The sequence below is a fragment of the Salinivibrio sp. KP-1 genome, assembly GCF_000968645.1.
Lineage (GTDB): Bacteria > Pseudomonadota > Gammaproteobacteria > Enterobacterales > Vibrionaceae > Salinivibrio > Salinivibrio siamensis.
This window is the reverse complement of sequence record NZ_LAQR01000003.1, coordinates 74,843-99,138: the sequence shown is the minus strand read 5'-3', so window position 1 is coordinate 99,138 and position 24,296 is coordinate 74,843. Positions and strand designations below refer to the sequence as shown.

General features: G+C 52.9%; 22 protein-coding genes. 11 read left to right on the top strand and 11 right to left on the bottom strand.

All coding sequences use genetic code 11. The annotated features are described in order from the left end of the window. The first annotated feature begins 132 nt into the window (after nt 1–132). Both WN56_RS06690 and WN56_RS06685 read left to right on the top strand, forming a co-directional pair. Entirely contained in the window at nt 133–1,836 is a 1,704-nt protein-coding gene (locus WN56_RS06690; RefSeq protein ID WP_046074297.1) for an autotransporter assembly complex family protein, read from the top strand. Then, nucleotides 1,833–5,603 (top strand): translocation/assembly module TamB domain-containing protein, encoded by a 3,771-nt coding sequence (locus WN56_RS06685; RefSeq protein ID WP_046074296.1) that lies wholly within the window; start codon nt 1,833–1,835, stop codon nt 5,601–5,603. Before WN56_RS06690 ends, WN56_RS06685 begins: the two co-directional genes overlap by 4 nt. Before the next feature lie 49 nt (nt 5,604–5,652). Here the strand turns inward: WN56_RS06685 and ppa are convergent, their stop codons facing one another. Both ppa and fbp read right to left on the bottom strand, forming a co-directional pair. Continuing rightward, nucleotides 5,653–6,180, bottom strand: coding sequence for an inorganic diphosphatase (gene ppa / locus WN56_RS06680; protein WP_046074295.1), 528 nt, complete (start codon nt 6,178–6,180; stop codon nt 5,653–5,655). 126 nt (nt 6,181–6,306) lie between these two features. Further along, the gene (gene fbp, locus WN56_RS06675) at nt 6,307–7,329 is read right to left on the bottom strand and encodes a class 1 fructose-bisphosphatase (protein WP_046074294.1); all 1,023 of its coding nucleotides are present in this window, start codon (nt 7,327–7,329) and stop codon (nt 6,307–6,309) included. 255 nt (nt 7,330–7,584) lie between these two features. On the opposite strand from fbp, the gene mpl reads away from it, so the two are divergent. Together mpl and WN56_RS06665 are read left to right on the top strand one after the other, a co-directional pair. Continuing rightward, nucleotides 7,585–8,958 (top strand): UDP-N-acetylmuramate:L-alanyl-gamma-D-glutamyl-meso-diaminopimelate ligase, encoded by a 1,374-nt coding sequence (gene mpl / locus WN56_RS06670; protein WP_046074293.1) that lies wholly within the window; start codon nt 7,585–7,587, stop codon nt 8,956–8,958. After that, nucleotides 8,948–9,568 carry a flavin prenyltransferase UbiX gene (locus WN56_RS06665; protein WP_046074292.1) on the top strand — a complete coding sequence of 207 codons (621 nt, stop codon included), beginning with the start codon at nt 8,948–8,950 and terminating at the stop codon, nt 9,566–9,568. The genes mpl and WN56_RS06665 overlap by 11 nt, the downstream gene beginning before the upstream one ends. A 40-nt stretch (nt 9,569–9,608) precedes the next feature. On the opposite strand, the gene WN56_RS06660 is transcribed toward WN56_RS06665, so the two are convergent. The 3 genes from WN56_RS06660 to argR form a co-directional block, all read right to left on the bottom strand. Next, nucleotides 9,609–10,040, bottom strand: a complete 432-nt coding sequence (locus WN56_RS06660; RefSeq protein WP_046074291.1) for a universal stress protein — start codon at nt 10,038–10,040, stop codon at nt 9,609–9,611. A 59-nt stretch (nt 10,041–10,099) separates the two neighbouring features. Continuing rightward, nucleotides 10,100–12,670: a TRAP transporter permease gene (locus WN56_RS06655; protein ID WP_046074290.1), complete on the bottom strand. Its 2,571-nt coding sequence runs from the start codon at nt 12,668–12,670 to the stop codon at nt 10,100–10,102. 292 nt (nt 12,671–12,962) lie between these two features. After that, nucleotides 12,963–13,433 (bottom strand): transcriptional regulator ArgR, encoded by a 471-nt coding sequence (gene argR / locus WN56_RS06650; RefSeq protein WP_046074289.1) that lies wholly within the window; start codon nt 13,431–13,433, stop codon nt 12,963–12,965. Between the two features lie 306 nt (nt 13,434–13,739). Between argR and mdh the strand changes: the two genes are divergently transcribed. Continuing rightward, nucleotides 13,740–14,678, top strand: a complete 939-nt coding sequence (gene mdh, locus WN56_RS06645; protein ID WP_046074288.1) for a malate dehydrogenase — start codon at nt 13,740–13,742, stop codon at nt 14,676–14,678. A 77-nt stretch (nt 14,679–14,755) separates the two neighbouring features. Here the strand turns inward: mdh and ispB are convergent, their stop codons facing one another. Next, a complete protein-coding gene (gene ispB / locus WN56_RS06640; protein ID WP_046074287.1) occupies nt 14,756–15,727 on the bottom strand; it encodes an octaprenyl diphosphate synthase in 972 nt (323 codons plus the stop codon). A gap of 367 nt (nt 15,728–16,094) precedes the next feature. Here ispB and rplU point away from each other — a divergent pair, with 367 nt between their 5' ends. The 6 genes from rplU (at nt 16,095) to folA (ending at nt 19,946) form a co-directional block, all read left to right on the top strand. After that, nucleotides 16,095–16,406, top strand: a complete 312-nt coding sequence (gene rplU / locus WN56_RS06635) for a 50S ribosomal protein L21 (RefSeq protein ID WP_046074286.1) — start codon at nt 16,095–16,097, stop codon at nt 16,404–16,406. Between the two features lie 18 nt (nt 16,407–16,424). Continuing rightward, nucleotides 16,425–16,682: a 50S ribosomal protein L27 gene (gene rpmA / locus WN56_RS06630; protein WP_046074285.1), complete on the top strand. Its 258-nt coding sequence runs from the start codon at nt 16,425–16,427 to the stop codon at nt 16,680–16,682. A gap of 217 nt (nt 16,683–16,899) precedes the next feature. Then, on the top strand, nt 16,900–18,060 hold the full coding sequence (gene cgtA, locus WN56_RS06625) for an Obg family GTPase CgtA (RefSeq protein ID WP_046074284.1): 1,161 nt from the start codon (nt 16,900–16,902) through the stop codon (nt 18,058–18,060). A 145-nt stretch (nt 18,061–18,205) separates the two neighbouring features. Continuing rightward, on the top strand, nt 18,206–18,985 hold the full coding sequence (locus WN56_RS06620; RefSeq protein WP_046074283.1) for a threonine/serine exporter ThrE family protein: 780 nt from the start codon (nt 18,206–18,208) through the stop codon (nt 18,983–18,985). After that, entirely contained in the window at nt 18,982–19,446 is a 465-nt protein-coding gene (locus WN56_RS06615) for a threonine/serine exporter family protein (RefSeq protein WP_046074282.1), read from the top strand. Before WN56_RS06620 ends, WN56_RS06615 begins: the two co-directional genes overlap by 4 nt. 17 nt (nt 19,447–19,463) lie before the next feature. Next, a complete protein-coding gene (gene folA / locus WN56_RS06610) occupies nt 19,464–19,946 on the top strand; it encodes a type 3 dihydrofolate reductase (RefSeq protein ID WP_046074281.1) in 483 nt (160 codons plus the stop codon). On the opposite strand, the gene apaH is transcribed toward folA, so the two are convergent. From apaH to surA, 5 genes are read right to left on the bottom strand one after another with little or no spacing between them, the layout of a single operon-like run. Next, on the bottom strand, nt 19,943–20,770 hold the full coding sequence (gene apaH, locus WN56_RS06605; protein ID WP_046074280.1) for a bis(5'-nucleosyl)-tetraphosphatase (symmetrical) ApaH: 828 nt from the start codon (nt 20,768–20,770) through the stop codon (nt 19,943–19,945). The two genes, folA and apaH, sit on opposite strands and share 4 nt — an antisense overlap. 17 nt (nt 20,771–20,787) lie before the next feature. Further along, complete coding sequence (gene apaG / locus WN56_RS06600; protein WP_046074279.1) at nt 20,788–21,171, bottom strand: Co2+/Mg2+ efflux protein ApaG; 384 nt, start codon at nt 21,169–21,171, stop codon at nt 20,788–20,790. Nucleotides 21,172–21,185: 14 nt separating this feature from the next. Continuing rightward, nucleotides 21,186–21,992 (bottom strand): 16S rRNA (adenine(1518)-N(6)/adenine(1519)-N(6))-dimethyltransferase RsmA, encoded by an 807-nt coding sequence (gene rsmA, locus WN56_RS06595; RefSeq protein WP_046074278.1) that lies wholly within the window; start codon nt 21,990–21,992, stop codon nt 21,186–21,188. Beyond that, a complete protein-coding gene (gene pdxA, locus WN56_RS06590; protein ID WP_046074277.1) occupies nt 21,982–22,974 on the bottom strand; it encodes a 4-hydroxythreonine-4-phosphate dehydrogenase PdxA in 993 nt (330 codons plus the stop codon). The genes rsmA and pdxA overlap by 11 nt, the downstream gene beginning before the upstream one ends. After that, nucleotides 22,964–24,259 carry a peptidylprolyl isomerase SurA gene (gene surA, locus WN56_RS06585; RefSeq protein ID WP_046074276.1) on the bottom strand — a complete coding sequence of 432 codons (1,296 nt, stop codon included), beginning with the start codon at nt 24,257–24,259 and terminating at the stop codon, nt 22,964–22,966. Before surA ends, pdxA begins: the two co-directional genes overlap by 11 nt. Nucleotides 24,260–24,296: the final 37 nt, after the last annotated feature.

The window sequence follows — 24,296 nt, the reverse complement described above, 5'->3', positions numbered from 1 at the left end:
ATGGTTGGCGTTCAGGCATGGCTCCCGCACCTTGTGATCAACATGGTACTGGCATCCATCCCCGCTCAACACGTAATATGGCAAGATATCATCAATTTAGCCGGGCGACACCCGGGTAATGGATCTCACTGTATGAATATACGGCTACTCCCGCTATTCGCGATCGCTATCAGCTTGATGGCTAGCGTTGCTCGTGCGGATGTCGACATTGATATTGAAGGGCTAGACGGCATTGCACAAGACAACGTCGAGACCTATCTCGCGGCGATTGCTCCAGAAGAGCGAGATGGCTCCTACCGATTTATAGCCCGGGTCGAAAAAGATGTGCGCAAAGCGCTGCAAGCGGTGGGTTTTTATCAACCCAAGATCACTACACGAATGGATGAAGACGCCAGGCTGGAGGTCAAGGTTGACCCAGGTAAACCCGTTCGCTTGGCACAAGTGGATGTGGTGTTCAATGGCGAAGCTAATATGGATGATGACTTTCATGCTCTTATCGCCCAAGGGCCTCAGCCGGGCGCGAGGCTCAATCACAGTGATTACGAGACGCTAAAAAGCCAGATTCAAAGTTTGGCAGTGAAAAAGGGATATTTTGATGGTCGCTTTACGCAAACGCGATTAGAGGTTGCCCCTGATCGTCAGCAGGCCTTTATTCGGCTTCACTTTGCCAGTGGTAAGCGCTATCACTTTGGTGCGATTCGCTACCAAGGTGCGCAAATTCAGTTGCAGCGTCTCGACACTTTACGTGATTTTTCTCCGGGCGAGCCGTATCGCGTGTCGGTATTGGGCGAGTTTAACCAAGCTCTCGCGAATACCGGTTGGTTCGCCAGTGCCTTGGTGCAAGCGGACATGGAAGAAGCCGATGACAACGAAGTGCCGATCAAGGTGACGCTCACCCCTGAAGCACGCAACAAGTTTGAAACCGGGATTGGGTACTCCACCGACATTGGTCCGCGGTTCAAGTTTAACTGGCGAAAGCCCTGGTATAACTCACGCGGCCACAGTATCAACACATCACTGGCGATTTCTGAGCCCGAACAGACGCTAACCTCGACCTACAAGGTCCCCTTGGAGGATGTTTCCCGCGAGTATTATCAAGTGCAGTTAGGGTTACAAAATACCGATCAACGCGATACCTCCAGTCTAGAGGTGTCCACCTCTGTCTCTCGCCATTGGCTGTATGATACCGGCTGGCAACGCAGTGTCTCATTGCGCTGGCTATATGAAAACTACACCCAAGGGCAAGATGAAGACATCGTTAGCGTGGTGCTGCCTGGGATCAATTTCACTCGCACCCGCGCTCGCGGTGGGTTAATGCCGCATTGGGGAGACAAACAATCGATCACATTGGAAGCGGCTGATCCGGTTTGGCTGTCCGACATCAGCTTGGTGCGCTTACAAGGGCGGAGTGCGTGGATTCGTAGTCTGAACAAAAACCATCGAGGCTTATTACGCGTTGATGGTGGCGCTTTGATTTCTGAAGAATTTAGTGAAGCGCCACCATCGTTGCGTTTTTTTGCCGGGGGCGACAACAGCATTCGTGGCTATGCCTACGAAACTGTTTCCCCGCGTGACGATAGCGGTCAGCTAAGTGGCGCGCGCTATATGTTAACCGGTACGTTAGAGTATCAATATCGCCTCGGCGGCAACTGGTGGTGGGCGTTATTTACCGATGGCGGTGATGCGTGGACCAGTCATTTATCGTGGAAGCGTGCGGCCGGTACCGGTATTCGCTGGTCATCGCCGGTCGGCCCGATTCGTCTTGATGTCGCACATGGCTTTGATAATGACGATGATGATTTTCGTGTACACCTTACCTTGGGGCCTGAGTTATGAGTCGCTGGTTCGTCAGGCTAACGTTTATTGCGTTAATTGCTCTTTTTTCATTGGTGGGGCTGGTGGCGGCCGCACTTTTTACTCCGGTGGGTCTGCAAGTGGGCCTGTGGGGCGCGCAAAAAGCCTTGCCAGCGTTATCGGTCGATGAGGCCGAAGGCAGCCTGCTGACCGGCTTTATGCTGCAAGGGGTGCGCTATAAGGATGCGCAGCTGCAACTGAACGCCAAACAGCTGAACCTTGTTATTGAAGGTAAGTGCTTACTGACGCCTGAGCTTTGTATTGACCAATTGGCCGTCGAAGGGGTCACGCTCGATATTGATTTGCCCGCGAATGAGGAGGATACATCGTCGGAAGACGTATCTACGTTGGCTATCCACGCGCCGTTGCCTGTTCACATCAATGCCTTTGCCTTTAAGGATGTAGCGATTCAGGTCGCTGGACAGTCGGTGAGTTGGCACCAACTGCAAGGTGGCGTGCATTTTGTGGGTGATACGTTAACTGTATCGCCGACCGATTGGCAGCAGTTGGTGGTGAGTCTGCCGAGCAACACCGAGCCTCAAGAAAGTACCGACCAAGCGGTCGGCAAACCGGATAGCGCGGTGGCAAGCACGCCATGGCATTACCCAGGCCTGGAATTACCCACGGTGGCGCTGCCGCTGGCTATCGAAGTGGAGCAGCTTCGTCTGCAAGATACGCGGATTGAAGCGGGCACAGTACAAACCCTCTCAGCGTTATCCTTGGCGGGCAGCGTTCGAGGCAGTGCGGTAACCATTGATAGCTTCTCGGTGGCTGCTCCCCAAGGCACGGCAAGCCTTGCGGGTGATATTACACTCGAAGGTGAGTACCCACTGACCTTGCAAACCCAGTTGACCACTCATCTCGCCCCCCTTCAAGGCCAAGCCTTATCACTGTCGGCTTCAGGAAGCCTGGCCGCGCTTGAGCTAAGCGCGAATGCGCGCGGTCCGGTGACGGCGACACTGGAAGGAGAGGCAAACCTGCTGGCGGCGAACTTACCTTTTGCGGTGCAATTGGATAGCGAGGCATTGACGTGGCCGCTGACGGGGGAAGCGATCGCGGCATTACGCGAGCTACAATTTCACGCCGATGGGGATTTGTCTGACTATCAGCTCGGCTTACAAACCGGTATCGGTGGCCCTGAGGTGCCAACCACTCAGCTGAATCTTGCCGGCCAAGGCAGCCTGACGGCGCTGACCCTCTCGCAGCTGGAGGCCAACACGCTCGGCGGCAAGGTGGCTGGCCGTGCCAGCGTGGATTGGTCCAGCGTGCCTTTTTGGCAAGCTGAGTTAGGCTTTGCCAACATTCAACCTCAGCAGCAATGGCCAGAGGTGACGGGAGATTTAACCGGTGCAATCAGCCACCGTGGCCGCTTAACCGCCCAAGGCGGCTGGGATGTGTCAGTGCCCACGTTGGTGGTGCATGGCGAGTTGCAAAAACTGCCGCTAGCGGTCGCGGGCGCGCTCAATGCGCATGATCGTGATGGCGATGGTCAGCCGAGCGTGTCGACACCGGGGTTGACGCTGTCACACGGCCCCAACCAAGTAACGGCGCAAGGGCAAGTGCGTGATGAGTGGCAAATGGGGCTCTCGGTCGATATTGCCGATTTGTCGCAATCCTTGCCCATGCTCACTGGTGTGATCCGCGGAGATGCACGACTGAGCGGGCCGTTTGCGCAGCCAACCGCAAAGTTGGCACTCCATGCTAAGCAGCTGCGTTGGCAAGATGTGCGCATTAATCAGCTAACGGTAGACGGCAATCTTGCCGTGAAAGACCGCTTGGGTGGTGATCTGACGGTATCGGTATTGGGCGGGCGCTATCAAACCGTGCGTTTAGATAACCTCGATTTAACCGTGCGCGGTGATGAAGCCGCCCATCAGCTGGATTTGCGCTGGCAAGGTGCTCCAGCTTCTGGCGGGCTGCGCATTGAAGGTGCATTGTCGCGAGACACAGGCTGGCAAGGAAAGTTACTCGATACATCGGTTAGCGTGGAAGATCTTGGCGACATCGTGCAGCAAAGTGCAGCACCGATTACGCTCGGTTTCGCCGATATGCAAACTGAGGTTGGCGAGCATTGTTGGCAGTGGCAAGCGACCTCTTTGTGCTTATCGCAACCGGCGACAATCGGCGCGCAAGGGGAGGTGGTTGCCAAGATTGAAGGCTTTGAAGCCGCGCAAATCGCTGCCTTCTTACCGCCGGAATGGCAACTTGATACACGTGCCAATGCCGCGGTTCATGCACGCTGGCAGCCTGACGTCTCGCCGGATGTGCAAGCCTCGATTGATATCGCGGATGGTGATGTGCGCCAGCAGGCCGACACACCACTGGTGATTGGCTGGCAGCATGCCAATCTCAATGCGCGTTGGCATCAGGATAAATTGCAAGGCGCGATGGCGCTGACATTGTCCGAAGGAGGCACCCTAGCCTCGGCCTTTACCTTGACCGATCTGTTGGCGCCAAGTCGCGCCTTATTGGGGGAGGTGACGGTCAATGACGTTCAACTCGCGACACTCGAACCTTTGCTGGGTAGCGATCAGCAAGCAGATATTAATGGTGAAGTGAACGCTAACTTGCGGATGGAGGGGCCGCTGACCTTGCCGAATGTGTATGGCGGGCTGACGATTGACGCGTTGCGAGTCAAAGGCTTGGCTTCACCTGTCGATGTGAACGATGGGCGGTTAGCACTCACGGTGGATGGTAAACAAGGCAAGGTGGAAGGCGAGCTGGTGACACCGGATGGTGTGCTGGCACTTAACGGCGATGGGCAATGGCCCAGCATGGACGACTGGCGCTTTGGCTTAAACGTGGCGGGGGATACCTTACGCGTCAACGTGCCGCCCATGGTGCGGCTGGATGTGGCACCTGACCTCACGGTATCGGCAACGCCGCATGATATGACTATTCGGGGCGATATTCGTGTGCCTTGGGGGCGGATTGAAGTCGAGAATCTGCCCGAGTCTGCGATCACGGTCTCGGATGATACGGTCCTGCTGAAAGAGAACTATGTGCCAGAGGATATTGAGCAAAGTGAATCTGTGCCCTTTAATTTACAGACTGATGTGCGACTGGAGCTGGGGCAAGATGTGCAATTAGCGGCGTTCGGACTGAAATCGCGTTTGGCAGGTGAGCTTAATATTAAAAACAATCAGCAAGGCGCCTTGATTGTGGGGAATGTGAGCTTGCTTGATGGTACTTACCGCTCCTTTGGTCAAGACTTGCTGATTAAAAAGGGCGAGATCTTATTCAATGGCCCCGCTGATCAGCCGTATTTGCAGGTGGAAGCGATTCGAAATCCTGAACGCATCGAAGGGGATGTCACAGCAGGGATCCGTTTAACGGGGCCCGCCGATGACCCGGTTGCTGATGTATTTATGGATCCGGCAGGCTCGCAGGCAAACGCCCTGTCTTATTTGTTACGTGGCCGCGCGCTTGATGCCGGCGCCGGTGATGCCAATATGACCTCGATGCTGATTGGCTTAGGCTTAGCGCAAAGTGGCAAGCTAGTGGGCGAAATCGGTCAAGCGTTCGGTGTGGAAGATCTCACTCTTGATACCGCTGGCGCGGGTGATGAGCAGAAAGTAGAAGTATCGGGTTATATCCTGCCCGATCTAGAGGTGAAATACGGTGTGGGGATCTTCGATGCGATAGGGGTGTTTACGGTGCGCTACCGATTGATGCAAGACCTTTATCTCGAAGCGGTCTCTGGGGTGGATCAAGCGGTGGATTTGCTCTATCAGTTTGAGATCAAATAGAAAAAAGCCCGCGAAGGCTCGCGGGCTTATGTGTCATTGACGCGGAGGATTACTGCTTTGCGCGCTCAAATGATGACAGGATTTCGTCTTTTGCCGCCTGGGCATCTTCCCAGCCATCTACTTTCACCCACTTGCCTGCTTCTAGCTCTTTATAGCGCTCGAAGAAGTGCGTGATTTGGGCTTTTAGCAGCTCAGGTAGGTCGTTCACGTCTTTCACGTGATCGTACTCTTTGGTTAGCTTGCTGTGCGGTACGGCGATCACTTTCGCATCTTCACCCGACTCGTCGGTCATTTTCAGCACGCCAACAGGGCGGCAGCGGATCACTGAGCCTGGTACCAATGGGAAGGGAGTGGGTACCAGCACGTCGACAGGGTCACCGTCCAACGACAAGGTGTGGTTCACATAGCCATAGTTACATGGGTAGAACATAGGCGTTGCCATGAAACGGTCAACGAAAACGGCGCCGCTGTCTTTATCGACTTCATACTTGATAGGATCGGCGTTAGCTGGGATCTCAATCACCACATAAATATCTTCAGGCAGCTCTTTGCCCGCAGGGACCTGGTTCAGGCTCATGGGATGTCCTTTTGTTTAATGAAAAAGTGTGTGCCAATTATAACCGCCAAGCGTGAAAATAACAGAGGCGACCGTGTCGGCCGCCTCTTTATCATGGAAGACTGTCGTTAGGCGTCTATTTTGCGCTTATTCGTCGTCATGATCCGGATAAGCGTCGAGATACTCCTCGACTTTATCGACCATATTGCTCGAGCCAACAAAGAATGGGACGCGCTGATGGAGCTCATTCGGAGCGATGTCCATGATTCGCTGGGTGCCATCGGTTGCTTTGCCGCCGGCTTGCTCGATAATAAACGCCATCGGGTTGCACTCATACAGCAAGCGCAGTTTGCCATTGGGGTAGGCGAGCGTGCTGGGGTAGAGGTAAATGCCGCCCTTTAGCAGGTTACGGTGAAAGTCAGCGACCAAGGAGCCAATATAACGCGACGTGTAAGGACGTTTCTCTTGTGGGACGTTTTCTTGACAGTATTTGATATATTTTTTGACGCCTTGCGGGAACTTGATGTAGTTCCCTTCGTTAATCGAGTAGATATTGCCGTCTTTAGGAATGGTCATGTTTTCGTGAGACAGGCAAAACAGGCCGAGGGACGGGTCATAAGTGAAACCATGCACACCATCACCGGTGGTGTAAACCAACATGGTCGATGAGCCGTAAATGATATAGCCGGCGGCGACTTGGCGGTGACCGGGCTGGAGAAAATCTTCTTCGGTGGGCGGTGTCCCCACAGGCGAGACGCGGTGGTAAATGGAGAAAATGGTGCCAACAGAGACGTTAACATCAATGTTAGAGGAGCCATCAAGTGGGTCAATCAACACCACATATTTGGCATTACGGTTAAGCTGTTTACTAAAAATAACCGCGTCATCTTCTTCTTCGCTGGCCACGCCACACACTTGGTCGCGCGCTTCCATCGCGGCTTTAAATTTTTCGTTGGCATAGACGTCGAGTTTTTGCTGCTCTTCGCCTTGTGCGTTTTCCGTCCCAATCGCGCCGGCAATGTCGACTAAGCCGGCTTTGTTGATTTCACGGTTAACAATTTTGGCGGCCAGACGAATCGAGGCGAGAAGAGAAGATAAATCGCCGCTAGCATGCGGAAACGCGTGTTGCTTCTCAACAATGTACTCGCCGAGGGTCTTAATGTCGGGCATTCTCAATCCTTAATGATGATGAACTGTCTTTCTTGTGCAATCGGATACATGGGCAGTGGGCTGCCTCTTGGAATCGCCGCTATTCTAGCTTTCGTGACTTTTTAATCGTACTGAAGAAATGAATCAGGCGAGGGAAGTGTGATCGCGACATAAAAACCATGTCAGATGCGCGCAAGCGATAAGACCCAAGCGTTAATCCGAGGCATAATAAACGCCTGCGCCAAACGGCAGGTAATCAACAATACAGTGAAGGCTATGCATATTCATATTTTAGGCATCTGCGGGACTTTTATGGGTGGCGCAGCCATGCTGGCAAAACAACTTGGGCACACGGTGACGGGCTCTGATAGCCATGTTTACCCACCGATGAGCACACTACTGGAGTCTCAGGGAATCGATATTATCGAAGGCTATGACCCTGCCCAACTATCGCCTGCACCTGACTTAGTGGTTATTGGCAATGCCATGAGTCGAGGCAACCCTTGTGTTGAGGCGGTCCTCAATCAAGGGTTGCCTTATACCTCTGGCCCGCAATGGCTGCACGACTTTTTACTGCAAGACCGCTGGGTGCTGGCGGTATCTGGCACTCACGGAAAAACCACCACCGCGAGTATGCTGGCGTGGATTTTAGAAGACTGTGGTTATCAACCTGGCTTTTTGATTGGTGGGGTGGCGAGTAACTTTAACGCGTCGGCGCGATTAGGAGAGAGCCCGTTTTTCGTGGTGGAAGCCGATGAATATGACAGTGCGTTTTTCGATAAGCGCTCTAAGTTTATTCATTACCAACCGAAAACTTTGGTGATCAACAATCTTGAGTTCGATCATGCTGATATTTTTGATGATCTGGCGGCGATCCAGAAGCAATTCCACCATGTGATTCGCACCGTGCCAGGGATTGGGCAGATTATCGCTCCGTCAGACGATGCCAATGTCACGGATACCCTCGCCATGGGATGCTGGAGCGAGTGTGTTTATGCGGGCCCGGATGGTCAGTGGCAGAGTGTGAAAAAAGCCCCGGCTGGTAGCCAGTTTGATGTGTACTTTGCCGGTGATCTCGTGGGGACGGTGAGCTGGGATTTGGTCGGTGACCACAATGTGCGTAACGCCTTGATGGCGATAGCAGCGGCCCGCCATGTGGGGGTAACCCCGGACCTTGCTTGTCAATCGCTCGAACGATTTATCAATACCAAGCGTCGGCTTGAGTGGCGCGGTGAGCAAGCCGGCGTCACTGTATATGACGATTTTGCCCATCACCCAACGGCGATTCGATTAACCCTTGAAGGGGTGCGCGCGAAAGTAGGCAGTGGCCGTATTTTGGCGGTGTTAGAACCACGCTCCAATACCATGAAGCAAGGGGTGCATAAAGACACCTTGGCAGCGTCATTAGCCCGTGCGGACGCGGTGTTCTTGTACCAACCGCAAGGGCTGGATTGGTCGCTCGACGCGGTGGCGGACAGTTGCACCCAGCCGACGCACATCCATGCCGATATTGAAGCCCTTGTCGCTGCGCTTTGCGAGCAAGCCCAAGCAGGCGATACCGTGCTGGTGATGAGCAACGGTGGATTTGGCGGCATTCATGACAAGCTGCTAACAGCACTGGCGAGTAAGGAGGCGGTTTATGGCGGATAAACGAATAACCTTGGCGTGGACAGGCGCATCCGGTGCGCCCTACGGCCTACGTTTGCTCGAGTGCCTGCTTGCGCAAGACTATCAGGTTTTCTTATTGATTTCGTCGGCCGCACGTGTGGTGTTGGCGACCGAGCATGGGCTGAAGTTGCCCGCCGGGCCGGATGCGGCGAAAAAGGTGTTAGTGGAACACTTACAATGCCACACCGATAAGCTGGTGGTGTGTGGCAAAGAGGATTGGTTTTCGCCTGTTGCGTCTGGGTCTGCGGCGCCGAAGCAAATGGTGGTGTGTCCCTGCTCGGCAGGCTCGCTATCGTCCATTGCGCATGGGTTGTCCGATAACCTGATTGAGAGAGCTGCCGACGTGGTGCTTAAAGAGCGCGGACAGTTGCTATTGGTGGTGCGCGAGACACCGTTTTCGACCTTGCACCTAGAGAATATGCACAAGCTGTCGCAGATGGGGGTAACGATTATGCCCGCCGCGCCAGGCTTTTATCATCAGCCTCAGTCAATTGACGACTTAGTGGACTTTATGGTGGCGCGCATTTTGGACCACTTGGGGGCAGAACAAACCTTGGTGCCGCGCTGGGGCTATGATCAACGCCAGCGGTAATAAATGTTCAGGCACGCCGATGCGTGCCTGAACCGTATGGTTAAGGTTTTAACACCATCACATGGACACTCGCACCCTCGAGCACTTTGGCGGCGACTGAGCCCAGCATCATTTTATTGACGCGTGAGCGCTTATGGCTTGGCATCACAATCAGATCGCAGCCGATGCGCTCTGCCGTTTTAATGATCCCCTTGTAGGGCTTGCCTTCTTCAACAGAGACCTGACAGGCCACGCTTTTGGGGACATATTTATCCGCAAACCCTTGTAAGTTGCGCTTCATGTCGCGTTTCATTTTATTGGCAGCTTCTTCAGGGAAGTAAGAGGCGACCATCGAATTGTGAATGCCGGGCAGTACAGTGAGCAGGTGTATTTTGGCCCCTGACTGGCTGGCGAGCCAAACGGCGTGATCCACTGCGGTATCTGCAAAGCTTTCGTCGTTCAAATCAACGGGAACCAAGATATGTTTATACATAGCGATATCCTTTGCGCTTATAAAAGAAAGGGGCACGTGTTACACACGTCCCCCTGTTATTAGGCTTGGCGAATACGACGGCGTTGATTCCACCCCAACAATGCCAATAGCAAGAGGGTGGGGACAAACACCCACTCTTTCCATGGACGGACATTATCAACCGTCACCGTTTTGATTTGCCAGTCAAAATCGATGCCCGCTTTGTCAGCGTCACTGCCAAACTGGATCATATCCACCAACAACTTGTCATCTTCCTCACGAAGCATTAAGCCTGTGTCGTTAATGCGGGCTTCACCGCTTTCAAGGCTATGATCCACGGGCAGAACCACGTGTTTGGAGACTTGCTCACCAAAGAAGTTTTCCCCTTCCACTTCAAGCTGCAGCGGCTTTCCTTCTGGTAGCTGCTCCGCTACACGGGTGATCTCTGTGCCTGGGAAGCTGGTGGTCGGTGGATACACTTCGTCCCACCAAAACCCTGGGCGGAAGAGGGAGAAGGTGATTAACAACAGCAGCGCGGTTTCCCACCATTTGTTCTTGGTCATCCACCAACCTTGTGTCGCGGCAGAGAAAGCCAGCATGGCTATTGTCGCCGACACAATGGTCAAAACCAGGTGGAAGGGGCCATCGAGATCGAGCAACAACAACTGAGTGTTGAAGATAAACATAAATGGCAGGATGGCGGTGCGAATATCGTAGGTGAAACCTTGCACACCGGTGCGGATGGGGTCGGATTTAGCGATCGCTGCCGCCGCAAAGGCAGCCAGCCCCACCGGGGGCGTGTCATCGGCAAGGATACCAAAGTAGAACACAAATAAGTGCACCGCGATCAGTGGAATGATCAGCCCTTGTTGTGCACCTAAGGTAACAATGACCGGCGCCATCAGGGTGGAGACCACGATATAGTTGGCGGTAGTCGGCAGCCCCATCCCTAATAGCAAGCTGATGACCGCGGTGAACAGCAGCATCAGGAAGATGTTACCGCCGGAGATGAACTCGACGAAGTCTGTCATTACCAAGCCGATACCGGTGAGTGTCACCGTACCCACCACGATCCCGGCCGCTGCGGTGGCGACACCGATACCGATCATGTTGCGCGCACCAGTAACAAAGGCCTCGGCTAAGTCTGTCACCCCGTCACGGATCTCTTCTTTAAAGTTGGTACGCTGGTTGAAGTAGGCAATCAGCGGGCGCTGGGTGAGAATGATAAAAATCATAAACACAGTCGCCCAAAACGCGGACAGGCCTGGTGAGAAGCGCTCGACGGTCAAGCACCATACCAATACGCCGATTGGCAGCAGGTAGTATAAGCCTGAACGCACGGTGGGGCCCGGCTCTGGCACTTCGGACAAATCGGCCGCCGCGGGGTCTTCCGCTGCTTGCGATTTATACTGGGCGGAGTAGCGTACTAAAAGTACATAAGCCACCAAGGTGAGGATACCGATGACCACGGTTGCCATAGCGCCAAACACATCCTTGGTCCAACCAATACCGTAGTAAACCGCAGCGCTGAGCACCAGCAAGCCGACAAACACCGTCATGAACGAGAACAGTTTTTGCAATACCGTGCTGGTATGGCGGCGTGGTAAGCCTTCCATACCGGCTTTACAGGCCTCTAGGTGCACGATGTAAATCAGCGCAATATAAGAGATCAGTGCAGGAAGTAGGGCGGCTTTAATCACCTCGACGTAGGAAATCCCCACGTATTCCACCATCAAGAATGCGGCAGCGCCCATAATCGGCGGAGTCAGCTGGCCATTGGTCGACGCGGCAACTTCCACCGCCCCGGCTTTATGGCTCGGGAAACCCACGCGTTTCATCAGTGGAATGGTGAAAGTCCCGGTGGTGACGACGTTGGCAATCGATGAGCCCGAGACCAAGCCTGAGAGGCCAGAGGCCACGACCGCGGCTTTCGCAGGACCGCCGCGCATATGGCCTAATAGTGAGAAGGCCACTTTAATAAAATAGCCACCGGCGCCGGCACGGTCGAGGAGTGCGCCGAAGAGCACAAACAGAAAGACGAAAGAGGTGGACACCCCCAGTGCTACGCCAAAGACGCCTTCAGTCGTCAGCCACAAGTGTGACATGGCTTTGTTCAAGCTTGCCCCTTTGTGAGCGATGACATCCGGCATGTAGGGGCCGGCAAAGGTATAGAGTAAGAACACACCTGCCACCACCATCAATGGGGGGCCAAGGGCGCGGCGTGTTGCTTCCAACATCAGAATCATGCCGATGGCGGCAACCGTGATATCAAACGAGGTGTAAGCACCAGCGCGATCAGCAAGCTGATTGTAAAAAAGGAAGAGATAACCTGCGGCTAAACTGCCTACGAGTGCAAAAACCCAATCGAGCAAGGGAACGCGATCACGGGGTGAGGTTTTACGCGCGGGATAAGCGGTATAAGCCAAAAACATTGCGAACGCTAAATGGAGCGAACGTGCTTCGGTATTATTGAGTACGCCAAAGTCGAGCGCAAAAGGTAGCGGTGACGCATACCAAAGCTGAAAAAGGGACCAGCAAAGTGGTACCAGCCAAAGAATACGTCCTGATAGTCCATGCGGTGATCGTGCGCCTGTGTCTGCTTGCGCCACCATGTCTTGCACATCAGGAGACGATTGATGTGTCTTCGTCATGCAGTTTGTCCTTATTATCATATGCACCGCTGATGCGGCTACAGTGTCCCGAGAAATGCATACCCGGCTGCGTCACTCTTCATGAGCGACTCGCCTGTCTGCAGCCCACTGCTACGTTCGCAGTATAATTGACGTTTAACGAAAGCGTGAACAGTGTGTGGCAGCTAAAAGCAGATAGTAACAGAGGGGTATCAAAAAATTAAAACGATGTTATCGCTTTTGCTTTCGTTGTGGCGACTCAAAAGTAAGACAGGGCAGGTAGGCAGCGGCTTCACGCTGCCTGATAAAGGAATCAATAATGATATTCAAAGAGATCACACACGGCCTCAAATAAGGCTTCTGTGCTGGTACCGCGGGTGGGTGTGATAAAGATGGTGTCGTCTCCAGCCACTGCTCCTAGGATACCTTCAGCCTTGCCCAGAGAGTCAAGTAGGCGAGCGATGAGTTGCGCCGCCCCTGGCCCCGTATGGATCACCACCACAGCCTCATTATAGTCAATTTCCATCACCAGCTCGCGCAAGGCGCTGCCAGTGGTTGGGACACCGAGTTCAATCGGTAAGCAATAGACCATTTCCATTTTGGCGTTGCGGGTACGCACAGCGCCGAACTTGGTCAACATGCGTGAGACTTTCGACTGGTTGATGCCCTCAAATCCTTGAGCACGTAGGGCTTCGACAATCTCACCCTGAGAACTGAACTTTTCTTCTTTGAGGATCGCTTTAAACGCTCGAACCAATTGGTCTTGTTTTTCTGAGTTACGCATGACGGCAGACTCGCAATGACAAACGAGTGGCTATTTTGCATATACATGCAACGAGGGGCAATCACTGAGGGTGTAAAATGGCGACAATATCACTGTTGCTGACCAGACACCCCACGACAACGAAAGGGTGGGGGAAAGGGAGAGCGAAAAAATGAGAGCTTAGGCTGATCATCACCGCCTGAGGCTTGAGTGGGGGTAGGGGCGGGCATATGATGAAGCAACAGTTCGCACCATTGATGGGCGATTTGTGCCCGAACAGAAGCCGGACCGGATCCGGACTATAAGAAATATCGAAAGGAGAACGACATGAAAGTTGCTGTGATTGGCGCCGCGGGAGGCATTGGTCAGGCTCTAGCCCTACTGCTAAAAAACAATTTACCAGCCGGTTCCGACCTGGCCTTGTATGATATCGCTCCTGTTACGCCAGGTGTGGCGGTTGACCTCAGTCATATCCCCACGCCGGTCACCATCAAAGGCTACAGCGGCGAAGACCCAACGCCAGCACTTGATGGGGCTGATGTGGTATTAATCTCTGCGGGGGTGGCCCGTAAGCCGGGTATGGATCGCTCTGACTTGTTCAATGTAAATGCCGGGATTGTTAAGTCATTGGCGGAAAAAATCGCCGATGTCTGTCCAAAAGCCTGCGTAGGCATTATCACTAACCCAGTGAACACCACGGTGGCGATTGCCGCGGATGTACTGAAAGCCAAGGGCGTGTATGACAAAAACAAACTGTTTGGCGTGACCACGCTGGATGTGATCCGCTCTGAAGCCTTTATCGGTGAGCTGAAAGGCATGGATCCACGTGAAGTGTCTATTCCTGTTATCGGTGGCCACTCGGGCGTGACCATTCTGCCGCTATTGTCGCAAGTAAAAGGGGTGACGTTTAGCCAAGAAGAGGTTGAAGCCTTGACCCCACGCATTCAAAACGCTGGCACCGAAGTGGTGGAAGCCAAAGCCGGTGGTGGTTCTGCGACCTTGTCGATGGGTCAGGCTGCATGCCGTTTTGGTCTATCGCTGGTCCGTGCCCTGCAAGGCGAACAAAACGTGGTGGAATGCGCGTACGTTGAAGGCAGTGGCGAGCATGCCCGTTTCTTTGCTCAACCCGTACGTCTAGGCAAAGAAGGGGTCGACGAGATCCTAAGCATCGGTGAGCTCAGTGCCTATGAGCAACAAGCGATGGACAAGATGCTAGAAACGTTGCGCAAAGATATTAAAATGGGCGAAGAGTTCGCGGCAAAGTAGCGGGCAATTCGACATTTTTGGTGAGAGAAGCGGCGCAACAGCGCCGCTTTTTATTTTGACTAGGGGCTTATATTGAGCTAGGTGTTGCGGTCAACTGCTAAATGCGCCAACGCCACTAAGGCGTGTTTATACGGGGTATCTGGCAGCGTATCGAGCGCACGGATCGCTTTTTCTGATTCCTGCTCGGCACGTTTTCGCGTATAGGCGAGAGAGCCGCAGGCGTCCATACAGGCCAGAATCGCCTCGAGTTTATCGCGGCCATTACCTTTTTCGATGGCGGTACGGATCATCGCCGACTCTGCCTCAGACCCATGTTGCATGGCGTGCAACAAAGGCAATGTTGGTTTGCCTTCGGCGAGATCATCGCCCGTTTGCTTACCCATTTCATCGTCAGCGCTGGTGTAGTCAATCACATCATCAATTAACTGGAACGCCGTCCCGAGGTAACGGCCATAGTCTTGAAGGGCTTTCTCCGTCTCCGCGTCCGCCTCGTTAAGAATCGCGCCAATCTGGGTGGCTGATTCAAACAAGCGCGCCGTTTTAGAGTAGATCACCTGCATGTAACTGGTTTCTGTGGTATCAGGGTCGTTACAATTCATCAATTGCAGCACTTCCCCCTCAGCGATCACATTGGTAGCCTCACTCATTAAATCCAGAATGCGTAACGAGCGCAGGCTGGTCATCATTTGAAACGAGCGGGTATAAATGTAGTCACCGACTAACACACTGGCCGCATTACCAAACAAGGCATTGGCCGTTGCGTTACCGCGACGCAAATCGGATTCATCGACCACGTCATCATGGAGCAAGGTGGCGGTGTGAATAAACTCAATAAACGCGGCGGCGGTGGTATGTTTGTCACCGTGATAACCAAGCGCACGCGCCGCTAATACAGCGAGCATCGGGCGCAGTCGTTTACCACCGCTATTGACGATGTAAAAGCCGAGCTGATTGATTAGCGCGACATCAGAGTTTAGCTGGGCGAGGATCTTTTGATCGACCTGCGCCATGTCGTCACTAATTAAGGCTTGGATTGATTTGAAATCCATGAATATATCCGGGCGTTGTCCTAGTTACTTGCCTGCCGAGCTAACGAAATAAATCACAACTCACTAGCAGCAAGAGGCGAAATATTGCATGTTAATACGTTCAGAATGGCGTGAAACCTTCGTCAGTATCGGCACCAGAGCGGGTATTTAGCTTCGCATAGTACACCAGATAACAGGCGACGAGATAGCGCTCACACAGGGAAAATGTGCGGGAATTAATGCTGAGCACCTTTTCACCAATTTTCTTGCTTTCCCCTCTTGCCTCAAATCAATTTCTGCCGTAGAATTCGCGCCCTATTGATGAATTATATGCGCACCCCTTGTTGCTCAATAATGCAGCAGGCCGTGCGGAAATGCGGAGTAAAACATGTACGCAGTTTTCCAAAGTGGTGGTAAGCAACACCGAGTAAGCGAAGGCCAGACTATTCGCTTGGAAAAGCTAGACGTTGAAACTGGCGCAAGTGTAGAACTTGACAAAGTATTGCTAGTGGCAAACGGCGAAGACGTTAAAGTTGGCGCGCCTTTTGTTAGCGGTGCAAAAGTAACAGCAGAAGTTGTTACTCACGGTCGCGGCGATAAAGTGAATATCGTTAAGTTCCGTCGTCGTAAACATTCTCGCAAGCACATGGGCCACCGTCAGTGGTTCACTGAAGTCAAAATCACTGGCATCAGCGCTTAAGAGTAGGAGAGAGAAGAGATGGCACACAAAAAAGCTGGCGGTTCTACTAAAAACGGCCGCGATTCAGAAAGTAAACGCCTAGGTGTTAAACGCTTCGGTGGTGAGTCTGTACTAGCAGGTAACATCATCGTTCGTCAACGTGGTACTAAATTCCACGCAGGCAATAACGTAGGTTGCGGTAAAGACCACACTCTATTCGCTCTGTCTGATGGCAAAGTGAAATTTGAGACCAAAGGTCGTCATAACCGTAAATTCGTTACTATCGAAGCTGAATAAGCTTCAACGCCAAGCGAATTTTTGAAGCCCTGCCTTTTGGCGGGGCTTTTTATTGTGTCTGGTGATCACCGGTCAGTGAGCGTCTGATCAGAGCAGCACAGAAAAGCGGTCAAAACAGAAAAATGATCCTAAGATCGATAAGATCGCCATTCACTAATCTGGGATAAAACTAATTGCAATAAACGTGCGTTTTAGCGATTGGTGCGGAGAAGTTAGCATGAAGTTTGTAGATGAAGCGATTATTCGCGTCGATGCCGGAGACGGGGGCAATGGCACCGTTAGCTTCCGGCGGGAAAAATATGTCCCTAAAGGGGGCCCAGATGGCGGTGATGGCGGCGATGGTGGTGACGTCTATCTGCTGGCCGACGAAAACCTGAATACCCTGATCGATTACCAGTTTGAGCGCTTTCATTCTGCGGCTCGTGGCGAAAACGGTCGCGGTGGCAACTGTACCGGTAAACGGGGCGACGACTTGGTGCTGAATGTTCCGGTGGGCACGCGCGCCATCGATGAAGATACCGGTGAAGTGATTGCCGATTTAACCGAGCATGGCATGCAGGTAATGGTAGCCAAAGGCGGGTTTCACGGCTTAGGCAATACCCGATTTAAGTCGTCCATCAACCGCGCCCCACGACAAAAAACCATGGGAACCAAAGGCGAAGTTCGTCAGCTGCGTTTGGAGTTGTTGCTGTTGGCTGATGTGGGGATGTTGGGCTTGCCGAATGCGGGTAAATCCACCTTTATTCGTGCGGTATCCGCGGCGAAACCGAAAGTGGCTGATTATCCTTTTACCACCTTGGTACCTAGCCTTGGGGTGGTCCGTGTAGCGGCTGACAAGAGCTTTGTGGTGGCCGATATTCCAGGCCTGATTGAAGGTGCGGCGGACGGCGCTGGGTTGGGCATCCGCTTCTTGAAGCACCTAGAGCGTTGCCGCGTCTTATTGCACATGATTGACTTGCTGCCCGTGGATGGTACCGATCCGGTCGATAACGCGTTCACCATTATTGATGAGCTGAACCAATACAGCGAAAAGCTGGCGGATAAACCGCGTTGGTTGGTGTTTAATAAAGTGGATTTGATGCCGGAAGACGAGGCGCAGGCGCAGATTGACCGCGTGCTTGAGGCATTGGCGTGGGATGACAAATACTATGCGATATCTGCGATTAATAAAGCGAACGTCCAACCGCTTATTTATGATCTGATGGCGTCGATTGAAGCGCTACCCGCGCCGAAACCTGAAGTTGAGCCGGAAGATGAGACAGTGGCGTTTAAGTGGGATGATCACCACGAACAGCAGCTCAATCAGAGTGATGACGATGATGATTGGGACGACTGGAACGAAGACGACTACGATGTCGAGATCATCTACAAGCCTTAATCTTATAAAGCCGTTACTGTTGTAGCGGCTTTTTTTATCTCCGACGTGGCGATAATCTGAGCACAACTTTATTTGCATCAAAGACCGAGATGACGCTGTGGTGAATACTGCGAGTAGATAAGTGCAACGAAGAGGGATTTTTGAGGTGGGAAAGCGGTTAACCGAACCAGAGCAACGGGCCATATCGCGTCTGGTGATTGAAGTCGGCCAGCGGCTATTACAGCATGGTGCGGAAAGTAAACTCGTCAGTGATGTGAGCATCCGTTTAGGGCGGGCGCTAGGGCTCGATAGCGTTGAACTGGCGTTATCGGCGAGCTCCTTAGTGGTCACCACACTCAGTCAAGGTCACTGCATTACCACCGCCAGACGTTGTCCCGATCGCGGGATTAATATGAAAGTGGTGACCGATATCCAGCGCACGGTCATTTTGGCCGAGAAAGGGATCCTCGACGCCTTGGCGGTACGTAAGCGCTTGAGCCGGATTGAGCCCTTTCGTTACCCACCTTGGCTCGTGGTGGGGATGATAGGGTTATCGTGTGCGGCCTTTAGTCGTTTAGCGGGCGGTGATGCGGTGGTGTTTGCACTCACGTTTATCGCCTCTGCCACCGGTATGCGGGTACGCCAGTTGATAGCTCACCGTCAATTTAATCCGCTTCTCACCTTCGCGGTCACCGCCATGGTCACCACCTTGATATCCAGTGTGGGGACCATAATGCATTGGGGCAATGAACCCTTCCTCATCATGGCCTCATCAGTCTTAATGTTGGTACCTGGCTACCCGTTGATAAATGCGGTATCAGATATGGTCAAAGGCTTTGTCGATATGGGTATCGCACGCTGGACGATGGCATCCTTGCTCACCTTGGCAACAGCATTAGGCATTGTCGGTGCTATGAGTCTCGTGGGGGCGTGGGGATGGTTATGAGTTTATTGCTCGCCTTACTGGAAGATATGTTTTTTGCCATGATCCCTGCGGTGGGGTTTGCATTAGTGTTCAATGTACCGGTTAAGGCGCTCAAATACTGTGCTTATGGCGGTGCCGTGGGGCATGGTTTACGCTTTTTACTGATGGAGTCTGGTGTCGCGATTGAATGGGCCACGCTGGCTGGGGCGACCACGATTGGCTTTTTAGGTGTGTACTGGTCGCAGCGCTTTTTGGCGCATCCCAAGGTGTTTACCGTGGCAGCGATTATCCCGATGATCCCCGGCGTTTACGCGTTTAAAGCGATGATTGCGTTGGTAACCATCAACAATCAAGGCTATAGCCCTGCTTTATGGGCGAGCCTTATCGAAAACCTCACCACAGCTGGCTTTATTCTCTCGGCATTGGCCATTGGTCTTGCGATGCCCGGGTTATTGTTTTATCGTCGCCGACCAGTGATTTAAGGAAAAAGGCACCTAGAATGCGCATCAGTTTAGTTGCTGCGATGGCAAACGATCGAGTGATTGGCAAGAATAACCAAATGCCGTGGCATTTGCCGGCGGATTTAGCGTGGTTTAAACGCACCACCCTTGGTCACCCTGTGGTGATGGGGCGTAAAACCTTTGAGTCGATTGGTCGTCCGCTGCCCAAACGACCGAACATTGTGATCAGCCGCGACCCTGATTTTCAGCCAGAGGGCGTCACAGTGGTGAGCTCGCCAGAGCAAGCGCTTGAAACCGTGGTCGAGTATGAGGAGGTCATGGTGATTGGTGGCGGTACCATTTATCAGGCATTTTTGCCCCGTGCTGACCGTTTGTACCTGACCTTTATCGATCTCGACGTCGACGGCGACACCCGCTTCCCGCAGTGGGGAGAAGGATGGGTGAAAACAGAGGTTGGCGCCCATCCTGTGGATGAAAAAAACGCCTACCCCGTCACTTTTACTGTCTGGGATCGTGCCTAAGTGGCGCTATTTTCTGCCGCTAACGTAAAGCAGGCTTTATCTTCCCAACGAAGGAGCGTGAGCTTACCGCCCCATACGCACCCAGTATCTAGCCCATAAAGCTTGGGCTGGATGGTGCCATTTAACGCCGCCCAATGGCCAAACACCACCGACTGATCAAGCGGCTGGCGCGCCGGCACCTCAAACCAAGGTAACAAACCACTGTCTTCGGCCTGGTTGGGCGGCAATTTGCATTGCATATCAAGGCGGCCATCTGGGAAACAAAAACGCATGCGGGTAAAGCTATTGATGATATAGCGATAGCGGTCAAGCCCGGTGAGTGTTGGATCCCACTGATCGGGGCTGTCGGCATACATGTTTTCTAGCAACCAGCGCTGATCATCACTGCGCAATATCGCTTCTACCTCGCGTGCACAGGCGACCGCTGTCTTTTTATCCCATTGCGGGCTAACCCCGGCATGGGTGAGTAAAAAGCCACCGTCTGGCGCGGAGACATCCATCAGAAGCGGTTGCTGAGAAAGCCAGCCGAGGAGTTGCTCCCTATCTGGCGCATCGAGAATGGGCTGGGTGTTGTCTTTGGCTTTGACCGGTTTTATGCCATGGGCAACGGCCAGTAAATGTAAGTCATGGTTACCCAAGACAACCTGAGCTGCGTCACCGAGCTGATAAAAGTAACGTAATACGCCAAGGGAATCTGGCCCACGTGCGACCAAATCCCCAACTGAGTACAAAGTGTCTTTATCTGGGGAAAACCCGACTTGGGTGAGAAGCGCATCTAATGTGCGCTCACAGCCATGGATATCCCCGACAAGATAGGTCGCCATATGCCTCCCTGCTGGGGTTAGTGGAGAATGTTTGGCAGCGCGAGACGAAACGGTGCGATGTCGACTTTAAATGACTGATCGTCTTGACCTTGCATGGTATAAAAACCTTGCATCACACCCACAGGGGTCTCGATGATGGTGCCACTGGTGTAGGTGTATTTTTCCCCCGCGGCAATCTTGGGTTGCTCGCCGACAACGCCTTCTCCTTCTATTTCTAGCTCTTTACCATTGGCATCGGTAATGAGCCATTTTCTGCGCATAAGTTGCGCAGGGGCATCGCCGCGGTTTTCAATGGTGACGGTATAAGAGAAGACAAAACGCTCATTGTCAGGCTCTGATTGGTCTTCCACGTATTGGGTCGCGACGTGAATCTCGAATTGCGATTGTTCAGTGGCTTGCAAATCAAGGCTCCTGTTTATGATGAGTGATTGGCGTCCAACCAGTTAGCTAAGCGGGAGAACTGCGCCAAAGTCATGTGCTCAGGACGTAAGCTAGGGTCGATACCGAGCTCGGTCAAGGTGTCCGTGCTGACTAATGATTTAAAACAGTTACGTATGGTTTTGCGACGCTGATTAAAACTTTCACGACACACGCGCTCCAGCCATGACAAATTGGTGACTGGGTGTGGCAGGGTTTTGTGTGGCACCAGACGGACAACGGCAGAGTCCACTTTCGGTGCGGGTTTAAAGGCACTCGGTGGCACTTCCAATACAGGGATGACTTGGCAGTAGTATTGTGCCATCACAGTGAGACGCCCATATGCTTTGGTGCCCGGGCCTGCAGCCAGACGGTTAACCACCTCTTTTTGCAACATAAAGTGCATATCTTGCACTTGATCGGCAAACGAGAACAGATGGAACATTAACGGTGTAGAGACATTGTATGGCAGGTTACCAAAAATCCGCAGTGGACCTTGCTTGGCAAGCTCGGCAAAATCAAACGCCATGGCATCGGCCTCATGGACCGTGAGTTTGCGCCCCATAAATGGATGACTGCGTAGGCGTGCGGCAAGATCACGGTCAAGCTCAACCACGTTTAAGTGATCAACTTGCTCAGTGACGGGCTCAGTGAGCGCGCCAAGGCCTGGACCAATCTCAACTAGATTCTCGCCGGATTGGGGATTAATGGCTGACACTATCCCATCGATGACATATGGGTCGTTTAGGAAGTTTTGTCCGAAACGTTTTCTGGCACGGTGGCCTTGATGGACTTTATCGCTCATGCTTGCTATCTACTAATTCAATGGCGTGGGAGATGGCCGTCCGCAGGCTTCCTGTATCCGCCGTACCGGTACCCGCTAAATCCAGTGCAGTACCATGATCTACTGATGTTCTGACAAAAGGCAGACCCAGGGTAATATTCACTGAGCGGCCAAATCCTTTGAATTTTAACACAGGTAAGCCCTGGTCGTGATACATCGCCAGCACGGCGTCTGCATCTTGCAGGTATTTTTCCTGGAAAAGCGTGTCTGCAGGTAAAGGACCGACTAAATCCATCCCTTGTTGGCGCAGATCATCCAGCGCCGGCTCAATGGTGTCGATTTCTTCTGTTCCTAAACAGCCCCCTTCACCAGCATGCGGATTCAGGCCGCACACATAAATACGAGGATGTGTGATGGCAAACTTTTCGCGTAAGTCTTGATGCAAAATGCCGATAACGTCGTGCAAGCGCTCACGGGTGATGGCCTTGGAGACATAGGCCAATGGAATATGGGTGGTGACCAAGGCGACGCGTAGCCCCTCAGTGGCGAGCATCATCACGACTTGATTGACATTGGCGTGCTGGGCGAAAAACTCGGTGTGGCCACTAAAAGAGACCCCAGCACGGTTGATGATCCCTTTATGAACCGGACCGGTGACAATCGCGGCAAACTCGCCGCTCATGTTTCCTTCCGCGGCGCGGGTGAGGGTATCAAGTACATAGCGGCCGTTGGCCTCATCCAGTTGCCCGGGCGTCACCGGCGCGCCAATCGGCGTCTCTGCGACAATGAGCTCGCCCGCCTTGTGTGCTTGCGGCTCAGTGCGGGGATCGTAGTCGCGTAAGCTGATGGCTAGCCCTAACTGCTTGGCGCGCTCAGCCAGCATCTGCTTATTGGCGACGGCGACAAGCTGATGAGGCCAGGCATGAAGCGCCATGGCCAAGACAAGATCAGGCCCGATGCCTGCAGGCTCTCCGGGCGTAATCGCGATACGCTCAGCTGTCATCGGTGAGCACCTCGACGTAAGCCCCTGCGCGTAGCTCTTGCAGCCAAGCCTGCGCTTCTTCGTTGAATTTTCTATTGAACAGCATGCGGTAAGCGCGATTTTTCACTGCCGCATCGGTTTTATCCACTTCACGACGATCAGTGACTTCGACAATATGCCAGCCATGTACGGTTTTAAACGGCTCGCTGACTTGTCCTTCTGGCAGGGCATCGACTTTGGCTTTGAAGGCAGGCACATAGGCATCGGTGGTTGACCAACCTAGATCCCCCCCATTGACTGCCGAGCCAGGATCGTCGCTGTACTGCTTGGCGAGATCGGCAAAACTTTGCTCACCACGTCGGATTTGGTTCGTCAGTTGGTTGAGCTCTTTCTCCGCGCCTTTATCACTCAGCACGATCGATGGTTTGATCAGGATATGACGCGCTTTCACTTCGGTGACCGCGACCGTTTCTAGCCCTTGTACATCGTCAATTTTGAGAATATGGAAGCCAACCCCGCTTCTAAAGGGGCCGATGATCGCCCCTTTACCTTGGTTGGTGATCTGGTCGGCGAAAATGGTTGGCATTTCTTCTCGTCGCAACCAGCCCCAATCACCGCCGTCGAGCGCTTTGGGCCCTTTGGAATATTCCATCGCCAGTTCAGCGACATTCCCGTCATGGCGTAGGGTATCGACTAAACGGTGAGCTTGCTGTTTCACGCTTTCACGCTCAGCCTTGCTAGCATCGTCGTCTAATTTGAGCTGAATATGCGAAAGTTTGTATTTCACTTTTTGCATTTTTTGCTCGTTTAGTTGGCTAGCGAGCGTCTCGACTTCTTGCGGTAAAATACTAATACGGCGACGTACTTGCGCATTACGTGCTTCGGAAATGGTGAGCTCACGACGCACTTGTTCACGGTATTGTGCCCACGCGACACCTTGCTCAGCCATTTTTTCACGCAGGGCTTGTACGCTAACCGATTGCTCCTTAGCAATGTTTTCAATTGCTTGTTGCAATTGGCTGTCGTCTATCTGGATCCCTAAACGTTTAGCCTCTTGCAGCTGTAGCTCCTCAATAATCAGCCGCTCACGCATCTGCTCTTCAAGCACCTCTTGCGGCGGCAATTCGCGATCGCTGTTGGCGGCATTAAGGGTAACGGTACGACGCATCGCCGTCATATCACTTTTTAACACCACGCCGTCATTGACGACCGCAATCACGCGATCGAGTGCTTTCGGCGCGGCTTGTGTTAAAGGGGTCAGCAACACTAAAACGCCAGTGATGAGGGCGTGACTCCATTTGTTCATGCTTTGTCCACTTCTTTTCATAGGTTCAACAGTCCAG

What these genes read in the sequence shown, in the direction of transcription:
- WN56_RS06690 (WP_046074297.1), top strand. Translation starts at nt 133, where the DNA reads ATGAATATACGGCTACTCCCGCTATTCGCGATCGCTATCAGCTTGATG.
- WN56_RS06685 (WP_046074296.1), top strand. Translation starts at nt 1,833, where the DNA reads ATGAGTCGCTGGTTCGTCAGGCTAACGTTTATTGCGTTAATTGCTCTT.
- ppa (WP_046074295.1), bottom strand. Translation starts at nt 6,180, where the DNA reads ATGAGCCTGAACCAGGTCCCTGCGGGCAAAGAGCTGCCTGAAGATATT.
- fbp (WP_046074294.1), bottom strand. Translation starts at nt 7,329, where the DNA reads ATGCCCGACATTAAGACCCTCGGCGAGTACATTGTTGAGAAGCAACAC.
- mpl (WP_046074293.1), top strand. Translation starts at nt 7,585, where the DNA reads ATGCATATTCATATTTTAGGCATCTGCGGGACTTTTATGGGTGGCGCA.
- WN56_RS06665 (WP_046074292.1), top strand. Translation starts at nt 8,948, where the DNA reads ATGGCGGATAAACGAATAACCTTGGCGTGGACAGGCGCATCCGGTGCG.
- WN56_RS06660 (WP_046074291.1), bottom strand. Translation starts at nt 10,040, where the DNA reads ATGTATAAACATATCTTGGTTCCCGTTGATTTGAACGACGAAAGCTTT.
- WN56_RS06655 (WP_046074290.1), bottom strand. Translation starts at nt 12,670, where the DNA reads ATGACGAAGACACATCAATCGTCTCCTGATGTGCAAGACATGGTGGCG.
- argR (WP_046074289.1), bottom strand. Translation starts at nt 13,433, where the DNA reads ATGCGTAACTCAGAAAAACAAGACCAATTGGTTCGAGCGTTTAAAGCG.
- mdh (WP_046074288.1), top strand. Translation starts at nt 13,740, where the DNA reads ATGAAAGTTGCTGTGATTGGCGCCGCGGGAGGCATTGGTCAGGCTCTA.
- ispB (WP_046074287.1), bottom strand. Translation starts at nt 15,727, where the DNA reads ATGGATTTCAAATCAATCCAAGCCTTAATTAGTGACGACATGGCGCAG.
- rplU (WP_046074286.1), top strand. Translation starts at nt 16,095, where the DNA reads ATGTACGCAGTTTTCCAAAGTGGTGGTAAGCAACACCGAGTAAGCGAA.
- rpmA (WP_046074285.1), top strand. Translation starts at nt 16,425, where the DNA reads ATGGCACACAAAAAAGCTGGCGGTTCTACTAAAAACGGCCGCGATTCA.
- cgtA (WP_046074284.1), top strand. Translation starts at nt 16,900, where the DNA reads ATGAAGTTTGTAGATGAAGCGATTATTCGCGTCGATGCCGGAGACGGG.
- WN56_RS06615 (WP_046074282.1), top strand. Translation starts at nt 18,982, where the DNA reads ATGAGTTTATTGCTCGCCTTACTGGAAGATATGTTTTTTGCCATGATC.
- folA (WP_046074281.1), top strand. Translation starts at nt 19,464, where the DNA reads ATGCGCATCAGTTTAGTTGCTGCGATGGCAAACGATCGAGTGATTGGC.
- apaH (WP_046074280.1), bottom strand. Translation starts at nt 20,770, where the DNA reads ATGGCGACCTATCTTGTCGGGGATATCCATGGCTGTGAGCGCACATTA.
- rsmA (WP_046074278.1), bottom strand. Translation starts at nt 21,992, where the DNA reads ATGAGCGATAAAGTCCATCAAGGCCACCGTGCCAGAAAACGTTTCGGA.
- pdxA (WP_046074277.1), bottom strand. Translation starts at nt 22,974, where the DNA reads ATGACAGCTGAGCGTATCGCGATTACGCCCGGAGAGCCTGCAGGCATC.
- surA (WP_046074276.1), bottom strand. Translation starts at nt 24,259, where the DNA reads ATGAACAAATGGAGTCACGCCCTCATCACTGGCGTTTTAGTGTTGCTG.